Below are 12,162 nucleotides of genomic sequence, written 5' to 3'. Positions count from 1 at the left end.
TCACTTAATTTTTGCTTAATTATAGATTAATTTTTTTGTATTTATCATTATCGATAATTATAATAAAGACGGCCAATCTGTCATTATTTTTCATTAAAAACATCTATCACGATTTATAATGAGCAAATATCTATATATAGGGAGTATTTCATAGTAATACCTAACAGAAGGTGAAATTATGATAAATACCAAAGTCAAAACAACGGACTTAGAACTAAAAGAAATCGATGAAATTTCAAACGACCTTAAACGGCCATACAGGGGAAACAATACAATAAAATACGCAGCTTACGCATTCAACATTATGGTAATTGCATCTATCATCTTACACTAATTTAAAAAAGAAATTATTTAAGATTTTTGCCCATGTACGGACCTACTCTTTTGTACCTTAGTTTTTTATAGTATTCCCGGACTCCAATTCCACTGTTGATCAACATCTGGTCTTTTTCGAACTCTTCTTTCGCAATTTTCTCAGCTTCATCAATTAAAAGTCTTCCATAACCTTTGTGCTGCCATGAAAGTTCTTTTGAATTACCTTCGAGTTCTTTCTGCTGTCCGCAAACATGAACCTGCCTTATGAGTGCAGATTTATCGGTTATTTCTTTTCTAAATGGATTATTTGGAATTCTAAGTCTTAAGTATCCAATTAAAAGATCGTTTTTGGTGTCTTCAAACGATAAAAATATCTCTTTTCCACCACTTGATTCATAATCTTCCCTGCATAGGGTAATACTTTCTAAATCAGGTTTTATTCCTTTTTTGTATGTAACATGGCCAACTTCTCTGCACCGTATACATTTACATTTTATTTCTTTTTCTTCCAAATTATTATAAACGAGCTCTCCAAGGTTACTTTTCTTAACGCCTGCATCAATTACAGTTACAGGAATATCTCTTTGAATTCTTGAGGTCCTGACCCATTTTGGCATGATTGATTTTCCATATGTAATAACATCTACTGCCTTTTCGTCAGTCATTGGATCAAATTCTCCACTCTGCCACAATTCATAGACTTCTGTTCCTGGAATTACGAGGCAGGGATAAAATTTAATCAAGTCAGGTTTGAAGTTTGGATTTTCAAATACGGTTTTAATTGTTTCTTTATCCAGTTCTGGAGTTGTCTTTGGAAGTCCAGGGATTAAATGGTATGAAACCTTTAATCCACTATCTTTTAAAAGCTGGGTTGCTTTAATTGATGCATCAGTTCCGTGTCCTCGTTTTACAAACTCTAAAACTTCGTCATTTGTGCTTTGAATTCCAAGTTCGACTCGGGTAGTTCCAAGTTTAAGCATTTCATTGATTTCTTTTTCGTTGCAGTAATCAGGCCTTGTTTCAAGAGTAAGTGCAACACACCTGTGCTTTGCAGTTTCGTTTTTTTCCTGTGCCTTTTCAAGTGTTTCTGAAACTTCACCATTCATTGCATCAAGACATCGTTTTATGAAATTTTCCTGATATTCAATGTCTCTTGCAGGAAAAGTTCCACCCATTATTATCAGTTCTACTTTATCTGTCGGGTGACCTACTTTCTCAAGTTGCGAAAGTCTTTCACTGGTCTGAACGTATGGATCAAAGTTATACATCACTCCCCGCATTGTTGCAGGTTCTTTTCCAGTGTAACTCTGTGGAACATCTCCAAAATTACTTTCCTTTCCGCCAGGGCAGAACGAACATTTTCCATGAGGACAGGGTTCAGGTGAAGTCATCACTGCAACTACTGCAACACCCGAAAGTGTTCTTATTGGTTTTTTTCTTAAAAGGGGAAGTAATTCCTTTTTTTCTTCTTCTGAAGCCTGACTAATAATATCTGAATTTGGAGGGAATCCCACATTTAAATTAAATTTACGAAGACATCTCGCCTTGATATCCTCTACCTTTTGTTTTTTCCTCTTTGGATCCAGATCCTTTATTTTTTCCTTTTCAACTAAAAGATTAGAAATGATGCATCGTATAAATTCTGAATAGTCGCTCAAAAAATCACCTGTCTCGGCATGAATAAACAGTAATATATAAAAACAGAATATAACTTTATTAAGTAATTCTTATTCGATTATCTTATTAAATTATATTTATGTTTATCTTTTTACTGAAATTGGTGGTTTTATGAGAGCTTTTCTAATCGGCAGGTGGCAGCCATTTCACAAGGGGCATTTGGAAATAATAAAAAAGATTTCGAAAGAAGTTGACGAAATTATCATCGGTATTGGTAGCTGTCAAAAAAGCCATACTTTAACAGACCCGTTCACTGCGGGAGAAAGAATGATGATGATTACAAAAACCCTTGAAAATTACGATATAAACTATTATGCAATTCCAATTAACGATATAGACTATAACGCAGTATGGGTTTCATCTGTTGAATCATTAACTCCGCCATTTACAACAGTATATACTGGAAATTCGCTTGTTAGGGAATTATTCTCTGAAAAAAACTACGCAGTTAAAAAACCAGAATTATACAACAGAACAGATTATTCTGGAACAAAAATAAGGAAAAAAATGCTTGATGGAAGTACTTGGGAACACCTGGTTCCCGAAGAAGTTGTAAAAGTAATTGAAGAAATAGATGGAATCAACAGAATTAGAAGATTGAACGAAAAAGACTACGATGAAGAGTAATTCACCATTAAATTTAACTTCGAAAATACCCAATAATTATATATAATATACCGAACTTAGGAGTTTAAGTCAATGACTAGGTAATAACCTTACTCATTGGACTGGGAATCATCTAGAGGTAGATACATATGGCAAGATTACACTCAGGAAAAAGAGGTTCCTCCGGTTCAACGAGACCATTAAGAACAGAAGTTCCAGAATGGGTTTCAATGAGCGCTGAGGAAATTGAAGCAAAAATCGTTGAAATGGCAAAAGACGGTAAACAGTCAGCTATTATCGGAAACATTTTAAGAGACATGTACGGAGTTCCTAACGTAAAATTAATCACCGGCAAAAGCGTTTCATCAATCATGAAAGAAGCTGGTTTTTACGCAGAAGTTCCAGAAGATCTCTTCAACTTAATGAAAAAAGCAATCAACTTGAGAAACCACTTGGAAAACAACCCCAGAGACACACACTCAACAGTTGGTTTAAAATTAATCGAATCAAAAATCAGAAGATTGGTAAAGTACTACCGAGGCACCAAAGTATTGCCTGCTAAATGGAGATACTCACCAGAAACTGCAAGATTATTGGTCGAATAATCGAATTAATTTCTTTTTTTATTCTTTTTTGAAAAATTAAAACAGTATGTTAATGTTTTTATGATATTTTATTGATTCCAGAATTCGTTGTAAAAGAGTTCAAAGTCTTGATTGTATTTTTTACCAAGTTTTAGTGCAAGTTCGGCATTTCTAAGTTCTTTTCCAAAATATGCCGCGTGATCCATTTTAGTAATTAAATTTTCTCTTAAGGCAGTTTCATAGATTTTTTTAGGATCATTCCCCCGGATAATTAATTTTGGTTGGTTGTGTACATAATAAGTTGCATTTATTTCTTTATTTTTTCGATCAACTCGAATTTTAAAGCTTCCCCTATCAAGAAGTTGTTTTTCATTTTCGAATGCTTCAATTATTTTTACATCTTCTAACTCAAACTCCTCGTCGAATTTTTTATCCTTGTAATTGATAAGATCATATCCGACATCTTTTGGAAGTGAATTTCGTTTTTTTGCTAAAAATAACATTTTTGATGCAGTTTTTAATTCTTTTATCGAAAATTTACACTTTTTTGAAGCTTCGGGAGTAAACAAAATATTTCCACCGATTTCTTGGCCTATTGCTGCAATGCTTGCATTTACCCCATTACTGTCAACGTCGAATAATTCGGTAACATTTCCAATTCCAAAAAACATTGGAATATTGTTTCTTTTTTTGAATTCATAACACGCAATAACACTTTCTGTGAAATTACACCCACTGTTGTTTATCGGCTCTAAAATAGGGTCTGCAACAGCCAATAAATCATTTTCTTTGAATTTTTCAAGAATTTTTTCCATGTTTTGAATTTTTTCTGAGATTTTTTTAGGAACTTCGTTTGTTTTGTAATTCGTTGGAAGAACTACCGATACCGTGTTTTTTTCCTTTAAATAAGGAAGCAATTCATCGAAATTTCCAGAGTCCACACTTAAAATCATATCTACATCTAAATTTACTGCTTCGATGAGTTCTTTAGTATTTAATGTATCAACACTTACTGGTTTATCAGTAATATCCCGTACAGTTTTGATTATCTGCTTTAAATCTTTAGAATAATCTTCATTACTAACCATTCCTAAATCAATCATATCTGCTCCAGATTCAACATAATAATTTACTTTTTCTTCGAGTTCTTCTTTGGAAAGCCAAGGAACGTGAACAATTTCTCCAAGTACCCTCATCGGGTAATCGTTTCCAACTTTTAAATTTCCTATATTGATATTTCCCGAAGTTAATGGTAATTTTTCGGCATTTTTGATATCTTTTTCGGCATTTTCACGTATAAATTTAGCAATCTGCGAATCTGCATAATCTACTGTTGAAAGTTTGATTTTATCGAGATTTTTTATCAGAACTGGAATATCTGAAGCTTCCCTTGTTGATTTGTAACATTTTATTCCAGTTTCTTCATAAATTCTTGCTAAGTCGTGCCTTATAAGTCCAGTTACCAGTACAAATTCATATATTTCGGATAATTTTTTGTTTTTAGAATCTTCGAGCTTTTTTATTTCTTTTATTATAAAATTAGGGGTTAAAAAAGCAGCAATTGAAATTTTGGCTTCGTAAACATCTATAAAGCCGTAATTTGTTACCACAGATGAAACTTTATTAATAGCCTGCTTTCCAGTTATAACAAGTATTTTCATTAAATCACCGAAAAATATGGAATTTTTAAATGGAAATCCGAGAAATTTCTGATTTTTAGGAATAATCTTAAAAATTACTACTACATATATTTCTAGTAGCTAATAATGTTTGTGATACGATGACTTTGAAGCAGATATACGTCAATAAATTTAAAGGGCTTGTTAGAAAAGAGCGCGACCACGAAATAAATTTTCACAAAGAAGAGATTAAAAAATTAGGAATAAAACGTGAAAATGTTGGAAGAGCCATTTTAAACTTAAACGGAAAAGTTCTTCGGGAATTATTTGGAGAATACGTTGTAAGATATGGAAGACGTGAAAAATTTAAGAAAACCGATATTTCTGTTGGAGATGTCGTTTTAATAAGTAAAGGAAATCCCCTGCATAGCGATCTATTGGGAACTGTAATTGAAATTGGATCAAACCACGTGGACGTTTCAATGGAAGTCGTTCCAAAATGGGCTTTAAACGACATAAGAATCGACCTCTACGTAAATGACGTTACATTTAAAAGAATGCTAAATGCACTCGATAAATTTAACAGTACTGATAATCGGCTTATCGATATTATTTTGGGATTAGATGGGCCAAAAAAATCTAAAAAAACAGAAATTCGCTTTTTAGATTACAGTTTAAATGAATACCAACAAGAAACTGTTTTAGAAGCACTTGGTGCAAGAGATTTATATTTGATACACGGGCCTCCGGGAACTGGAAAAACGAGAACCATTTCGGAAGTAATTTTACAGGAAGTTTTGAGAAAAAACAAAGTCATTGCAACTGCTGATTCAAACATTGCAGTTGATAATATTTTATCAAACATTTCAAAGTATGAATCTTTTAAAATCGTTAGAATCGGGCACCCTTCAAGAATTTCTAAAAAATTGATGAAATATTCCCTTCAAAATAAAATTACAGAACATCCAAACTACAGTACCTTAAAAAAGATGAAAATGGATCTTCAAAAAAATTATGATTTGAGGAAAAGTTTCAAAAGACCTGACCCAAAATGGAGACGGGGTATGACTGACGATGATATCATTATTTTTTCAAAATTGAATAAGGATATAAGGGGCGTTCCAAAAGAAACCATCAAAAAAATGGCTGACTGGGTAATTTGCAGTGAAAATATCGCTAAATTAAAAGAAAATATCCAAAAATTTGAAAAAAAGATAATTGACGATATCGTATCAGCTAGCGATGTTGTTGTTGCGACAAATTCCATGGCTGGAAGTGATATTTTAGAAGATTACAAATTTGATGTTTGTGCAATTGATGAAGGAAGTCAGTCGATGGAACCTTCTTCATTAATCCCAATTGTAATATCAAGAAAATTGATTATTGCAGGAGATCACAAACAGCTCCCGCCAACAGTACTCAGTGATGAACTAGAACTTAAAAAAACACTTTTTGAAAGAATGATTAATGAAAATCCAGATTTTTCAAAGATCCTTCAAGTACAGTACAGGATGAATGAAAAAATCATGGCATTTTCAAATGAAATGTTTTATGAAAATAAGCTTATTGCTCACGAATCTGTAAAATCGCACAATTTACTTGAGATTGTAGAAAATATTTCAAACGAAGATAAATACATTATAAATGAAAAATCGCTTCAATTTATAAATGTTGATGGAGAAGAAAAGCAGGATTCATTTAAATCATCATACAACGTTGAAGAAGCCGAAAAGGTATTAGAAATTGTCTCAAAACTTCAAAAATATGAAATTCCGGTAAGTGTGATAACCCCTTATGATGCACAGGTAAAATATATCTCCAAAATGCTAAATACGGATAAAATAGATGTTAAATCCGTTGACGGGTTTCAGGGCCGAGAAAATGAGGTTATAGTAATTTCATTCGTTCGAACTGATAAAATGGGATTTTTAAAAGACCTTAGAAGATTAAACGTCGCAGTTACTAGGGCGAGAAGAAAGTTGATAGTTGTCGGTTCCAAAAATTTATTGATAAAGGACGATGCATACTCAAAATTTTTAAATTGTTTCAATGATAACCGATAATCAAAAGAAAAGATTGAATATTTCCCGAAATAATTAAATAATGCCGCTTTATTCCTTTTGTTTTTGCAACCGAATGATTTATATATGATTATATTTTATTTAGTTTGATAATTATTATTCTCTATTTTGTATAGCTATTTAAAATTTAAAAATTTAAAAAATACGAGAGGTGTCTATCCTTATGATGAAAACAAGCGCAATACATTCTCCATTTGAAGCTCCAAACACGATTTCCCTTGTTGCAGGAACTGGAGATTCAAACAACCCCCTTAATGCTTTCGACATGTCACTGTTAAAATCAGGTATCGGAAACTTAAACTTGATCAGGATCAGCAGTATCATGCCACCAAAAGCAGACATTATTCCACTCCCAAAAATCCCGCAAGGTTCACTCGTTCCTACAGCATACGGTTACCAAATAAGCGAAATAAAAGGTGAAACCGTTGCAGCAGGTATCAGCGTTGCGATTCCAAAAGATAAAGAATTATGCGGTCTTATCATGGAATACGAATGCGTTGGCGGTAAAAAAGAGTGTGAAGACACAGTTAGAAACATGGCTAAAGAAGGTTTCGAAATGAGGGGCTGGGAAATCGACGAAATCATTTCAATCGCTTCAGAACATACCGTTGAAAACATCGGATGTGCATTTGCAGCTGCGGCCCTCTGGTACAAATAAAATAATATATACTTGTAAACAGAAACTATCCTAAAATTTCACATATGTGGGATATTGAAACCATGATTTTAAACAAAACTGTCCAAAAAAACATAAACTACAAAAAAAACGTGAAAAGAGGCGAGATCGTTGAAACAGTTAGGAAAACACATCATCCTCGAACTTTGGGGATGCGAGAATCAAGCCCTGGATGACCAGCCAGGTATAGAAAAAATGCTTGTTGATGCAGTAAAAGCATGCGGAGCTACATTAATCTGTGTAAAAACACACAAATTCTCACCCCAGGGGGTAACCGGGGTTGCAGTACTATCCGAAAGTCATATAAGTATTCACACATGGCCTGAACTTAGATACGCTGCAATGGATGTATTTACCTGCGGAGAACACGTTACTCCACACGATACCATTCCAGAAATTCAGAAATTCTTAAAACCGGAAAAAATAGACGTTATGGACATAAAAAGAGGAATCATTGAAGTTGATGAGGTGAAAGAATGAAATTTGATGCATGGTATACAGAACCACAAACTGAAAATTTAAGCCTTTCAACTAAATTAAAAGATATCCTTTACGTTGGACAGTCCGAATACCAAGAAATTCAGGTTCTTGACACTTACGAATTTGGAAGGGTCTTGATCTTAGAAAACACGTACCAAACTAGTGAAAGAGATGAATTCATATACCACGAATTGATTTCACACCCTGCACTTTTTACTCACGGAAACCCTAAAAGAGTTCTTGTTATCGGCGGTGGAGATGGCGGAACCGTTAGGGAAGTTTTGAAACATAAAAGTGTTGAAAAAATAGACTTCGTTGAACTCGATGGACAGGTTGTGGAGGTTGCTAAAAAATTCCTTCCAACATTAAGCTGCGAAATAGACAACGAAAAAGTAAACACGATCATCACGGATGGAATAAAATACGTTGCAGAAACTACTGAAAAATACGATGTAATCCTTGTAGACTGCCCTGACCCAGTAGGCCCTGCTGCAGGATTATTTGAAAAAGAGTTTTACAACAACCTCTTCAAATGCTTAAATGAAGACGGAATCATGGTACAGCAGACTGAAAGCCCGCTTTTACATGAAAAATTGATAAATAAAATCAAAGGACACTTAAAAGATGCTGGCTTTTCAACGATCAGACCACTCGTCTGCAGCATTCCAACATACCCGAGCGGATTCTGGAGCTTTACTTTGGCTTCAAAGAAAAACGACCCATTAAATTCAGATATTTCAGAAATTGAAAACAAATTAAACGACATGGCTACAAAATACTACGACCAGGACGTTCACAAAGGAGTATTTTTAGCTACACCTAGATACTTAAAAGATTAATTCCTAACTTTTTTATTGTTTATTTATTTGGTGATATCATATGTATTTTGAAGATTACTCCAAGTTTATTGCCGCTTATGATAATTTTAACGATGCTGATTTTGTTATTTTTGGAATCCCATTTGATGCTACAACCTCATACAAACCTGGGGCACGATTTGGACCGGATGAAGTTAGAAACGCTTCGTGGGGACTTGAAACATTTAGCCCGATTTTAAAGAGAGATTTAATCGATGTAAAAATTTGCGACAAGTACAATCTTTTAATGGAAGGATACCAGTCTGAAATCATAAACCGGGCATACAATGCTTCAAAAGATATTTTAGAAGCTAAAAAAATTCCTGTAATGATTGGTGGAGAACATTCTGTAACTTACCCTGTTGTAAAAGCTGTAAAATCAGTTTACAATGACTTTGCAGTAATTCATTTTGATGCACACTGTGATTTAAGAGAAGAATATATGGGAAACGAACAATCCCATGCAAGTGTGATGAGAAGAAGTTACGATTTAACGAAAGATATCTTCCAATTTGGAATTAGAAGTGGCGACCAAGACGAATGGGAATTTGGATGGGCGAACACCAATATTTCAATGGAAATGCCTACAAAAGACGATATCAAAAAGATTAAAGAACTTGAAAAACCGGTTTACTTGACAATTGACATTGATGTACTCGATCCTGCATTTGTACCAGGAACTGGAACCCCTGAGCCTTGCGGGTTTACTCCAAAAGAACTTATGAATTCACTTTACCTTTTGGAAGAAATTAAAGAAAAGATTATTGGTTTCGACGTGGTTGAAGTTTCACCTCATTACGACATCGGCAAGATTACATCTGTTACAGCGGCAAAAATCATTCGTGAATTGATACTCACCATAAACAAATAATAAGTCAATTTTTGCAAAAATACGCGTTAATTCAAAATCAAATGTTAAAATTTAAATATAAAAATAAACATATCTGTAAAAAGTAAGAATCGTGGTGATATTTTGGTATCTGATAATGTAATGAAAACTATTGAGGAAATAGAATCACAAATCTCCCAAGACACTAGGTACATCGAACTTGTAACAACTGTCGAATATTTAATAGGTCTCGTTGCAGAAGACAAAAAAGAAACATTCAGAAAAGCTTTAAACGATGCTGAAAATGTTGAAGACGTAAAAGAAGTATTAAACGCTATAAAATTACAGATAGGCTCCCAAGGTGCTAAAAAATACCTCGGAATTTAATTTAACTTATTTTTATTCTATTTTAACTGTTAATTGAAAGTACAATTACCCCACTTAAGATCATTGCGATCCCCGCTATTTGGGGATAGGTTAAATGCTCTTTTAAAAAAATTACTGCCAAAATCGTGGTTATTGCAGGGCCAATTGAAGATAAAGGCACTACAATACTTGCTTTTCCCTTGTTCAACCCATAATAGAGTGCAAGTGTTCCAATTATCACAAGAATTGCGGCAATTACTCCATAAATTAAAATTTTATTTGGATAATCGAGTAAATTCCTGCATTTTCCGCCAAATAAGATAACACATAAAAAAATTCCAACGATATTTACGATGATCCACTGAAGATACGGATCCTCATTTGAAACAACTTTTGCAAAAAAAGTACCTACCCCATATAAAACTGCAACGATCAGTCCAATAAATACTCCGTCCATTTCCGGCCCCCAAAAAAAATTGAAAAATTAAATGTTTATTGATTTTGCAGCCCTTACATTTTCCATTTTTGTGATTTCTGCCATTACTTCATCTGAAATCATGTGGTCAACGTCCAGGAACATAATACTGTGTCCTCCAGGCTCCCTTCTTCCAACTTGCATTCCTGCAATGTTTATTCCGTGTTCACCGAGAAGTACACCAACTTTTCCAACCATTCCTGGCCTGTCGATGTGTTTTATTATACAGATTGTTCCTTCAGGTTTTATGTCCATTCTATATCCGTTAATTTCTCTGAAAACAATTTCATTGTGTTCGATGCTTCCAATTATTGAAATTTCGTCATTTTCGCCTTTGGCAACAATTTTTATTAAATTTCCATAGTCGCTTTCAGACATTGTTCCTTCAGCAAGTTTTATGTTTCTGCTTTTGGCAATTACTGGAGCGTTTACTAAATTAACGCCTGCAAGTAGTATTGGTGCTAAAATGCCTTTTAAAAATGACCTTTTGATTATTTCGGTCTTTTCATTTGCAAGTCCGCCCATGTAGGTGATTTCCAAAAGTTCTATTGAATTGTCAAGGTACTGTATTGCCATAGAACCCATTTTTTCTGCTAAAACCATGTAAGGCTTTAATTTTTTCATTTTTTCGGTTGGAACCATTGGAAGGTTTACAACGTTTTCCGCAGATTCGCCTTTTAATATCTTAACAGTTTGTTCTGCAACAATTGTTCCTGCGCTTAATTGTGCTTCTTCTGTTGAAGCTCCCTGGTGAGGAGTTCCGATTAAATTATTAAGTGTTAAGAGGGGGCTTTCTTTTGGAGGTTCTTGTTCAAATACATCCAATCCTGCTGCTTTAATTTTTCCACTGTTTAATGCTTCGTAAAGAGCATCTTCATCGATTAAACCGCCTCTTGCACAGTTCATAATAACCATGTTGCTTTTCATGAGTGCAATCTGGTCTTTTCCGATCATGTGTTTTGTTTTAGGAGTTAACGGAACGTGAAGTGTTATAAAATCACTTGCTGCACAGAGTTCATCAACCGTTAACAATTTTATTCCAAGTTCTGACGCGACATCTTCTGGAATGTATGGGTCGTACGCCACAATTGTCATTCCAAATGCCTGTGCTCTTTTTGCAACTTGTTGCCCGATTCTTCCAAGACCAACAATACCAAGCGTTTTTCCGTAAATTTCCATTCCCTTAAATGATTTCCTGTCCCATTCGCCTTTTTTAATTGATGCAGTAGCCTGAGGGATATTTCTTGCTGCTGAAAGCATCATACCAAATAAAAGCTCTGCAACTGATATTGATGATGCATCTGGCGCATTTACTACAACAATTCCTTTTTCTGTCGCAGCATCCAAATCAACATTATCAATACCAACCCCTGCTCTCGCAATAACTTTTAAATTTTCTGATGCTTCAATAATTTCTCTTGTAACGGTTGTTCCACTCCTAACTACCAGAGCATCTGCATCTTTAATTTTTAATTTTATCTCTTCAACATTTAATCCGGTTGCTACTTCGACCTCGCCTGCCTGTTTTAAAATCTCAACGGCACTCTCATGAAGCGGGTCTGTTATAAGTACTTTTGACATTTAATCACCTAAATGA

General features: G+C 34.2%; 13 protein-coding genes. 9 read left to right on the top strand and 4 right to left on the bottom strand.

Going from position 1 to position 12,162, the window contains the following annotated elements; all coding sequences use genetic code 11:
* Window positions 1-178 precede the first annotated feature (178 nt).
* Window positions 179-334: a hypothetical protein gene (locus MMARC5_RS09780; RefSeq protein ID WP_011869575.1), complete on the top strand. Its 156-nt coding sequence runs from the start codon at window positions 179-181 to the stop codon at window positions 332-334.
* 13 nt (window positions 335-347) lie between these two features.
* On the opposite strand, the gene MMARC5_RS09415 is transcribed toward MMARC5_RS09780, so the two are convergent.
* Window positions 348-1,973 carry a tRNA uridine(34) 5-carboxymethylaminomethyl modification radical SAM/GNAT enzyme Elp3 gene (locus MMARC5_RS09415; protein WP_011869574.1) on the bottom strand — a complete coding sequence of 542 codons (1,626 nt, stop codon included), beginning with the start codon at window positions 1,971-1,973 and terminating at the stop codon, window positions 348-350.
* Window positions 1,974-2,103: 130 nt separating this feature from the next.
* On the opposite strand from MMARC5_RS09415, the gene MMARC5_RS09410 reads away from it, so the two are divergent.
* Together MMARC5_RS09410 and MMARC5_RS09405 are read left to right on the top strand one after the other, a co-directional pair.
* Window positions 2,104-2,619 carry a nicotinamide-nucleotide adenylyltransferase gene (locus MMARC5_RS09410; RefSeq protein ID WP_011869573.1) on the top strand — a complete coding sequence of 172 codons (516 nt, stop codon included), beginning with the start codon at window positions 2,104-2,106 and terminating at the stop codon, window positions 2,617-2,619.
* A gap of 128 nt (window positions 2,620-2,747) precedes the next feature.
* Window positions 2,748-3,203, top strand: coding sequence for a 30S ribosomal protein S15 (locus tag MMARC5_RS09405; protein ID WP_011869572.1), 456 nt, complete (start codon window positions 2,748-2,750; stop codon window positions 3,201-3,203).
* A 68-nt stretch (window positions 3,204-3,271) separates the two neighbouring features.
* Here MMARC5_RS09405 and MMARC5_RS09400 read toward each other — a convergent pair whose 3' ends face one another.
* The gene (locus MMARC5_RS09400; protein ID WP_011869571.1) at window positions 3,272-4,843 is read right to left on the bottom strand and encodes a dihydropteroate synthase-like protein; all 1,572 of its coding nucleotides are present in this window, start codon (window positions 4,841-4,843) and stop codon (window positions 3,272-3,274) included.
* A gap of 119 nt (window positions 4,844-4,962) precedes the next feature.
* Here MMARC5_RS09400 and MMARC5_RS09395 point away from each other — a divergent pair, with 119 nt between their 5' ends.
* The 6 genes from MMARC5_RS09395 (at window position 4,963) to MMARC5_RS09370 (ending at window position 10,111) form a co-directional block, all read left to right on the top strand.
* On the top strand, window positions 4,963-6,864 hold the full coding sequence (locus MMARC5_RS09395) for an IGHMBP2 family helicase (RefSeq protein WP_011869570.1): 1,902 nt from the start codon (window positions 4,963-4,965) through the stop codon (window positions 6,862-6,864).
* A 181-nt stretch (window positions 6,865-7,045) separates the two neighbouring features.
* A complete protein-coding gene (locus MMARC5_RS09390) occupies window positions 7,046-7,540 on the top strand; it encodes a pyruvoyl-dependent arginine decarboxylase (RefSeq protein WP_011869569.1) in 495 nt (164 codons plus the stop codon).
* Window positions 7,541-7,669: 129 nt separating this feature from the next.
* Complete coding sequence (gene speD, locus MMARC5_RS09385; protein ID WP_011869568.1) at window positions 7,670-8,038, top strand: adenosylmethionine decarboxylase; 369 nt, start codon at window positions 7,670-7,672, stop codon at window positions 8,036-8,038.
* Entirely contained in the window at window positions 8,035-8,877 is an 843-nt protein-coding gene (speE, locus tag MMARC5_RS09380) for a polyamine aminopropyltransferase (RefSeq protein ID WP_011869567.1), read from the top strand. Before speD ends, speE begins: the two co-directional genes overlap by 4 nt.
* A 40-nt stretch (window positions 8,878-8,917) precedes the next feature.
* Entirely contained in the window at window positions 8,918-9,766 is an 849-nt protein-coding gene (gene speB, locus MMARC5_RS09375; protein WP_011869566.1) for an agmatinase, read from the top strand.
* Between the two features lie 102 nt (window positions 9,767-9,868).
* Window positions 9,869-10,111, top strand: a complete 243-nt coding sequence (locus MMARC5_RS09370; protein ID WP_011869565.1) for a hypothetical protein — start codon at window positions 9,869-9,871, stop codon at window positions 10,109-10,111.
* A 22-nt stretch (window positions 10,112-10,133) separates the two neighbouring features.
* Here the strand turns inward: MMARC5_RS09370 and MMARC5_RS09365 are convergent, their stop codons facing one another.
* Window positions 10,134-10,547, bottom strand: a complete 414-nt coding sequence (locus tag MMARC5_RS09365; RefSeq protein WP_011869564.1) for an EamA family transporter — start codon at window positions 10,545-10,547, stop codon at window positions 10,134-10,136.
* 27 nt (window positions 10,548-10,574) lie between these two features.
* Window positions 10,575-12,146 carry a phosphoglycerate dehydrogenase gene (gene serA, locus MMARC5_RS09360; RefSeq protein WP_011869563.1) on the bottom strand — a complete coding sequence of 524 codons (1,572 nt, stop codon included), beginning with the start codon at window positions 12,144-12,146 and terminating at the stop codon, window positions 10,575-10,577.
* Between the last annotated feature and the right edge of the window lie 16 nt (window positions 12,147-12,162).

This window comes from Methanococcus maripaludis C5 (assembly GCF_000016125.1).
GTDB lineage: Archaea > AGJL01 > Methanococci > Methanococcales > Methanococcaceae > Methanococcus > Methanococcus maripaludis_D.
Note: the sequence above shows the minus strand (reverse complement) of the source record. Positions and strands in the feature narration are given on the sequence as shown.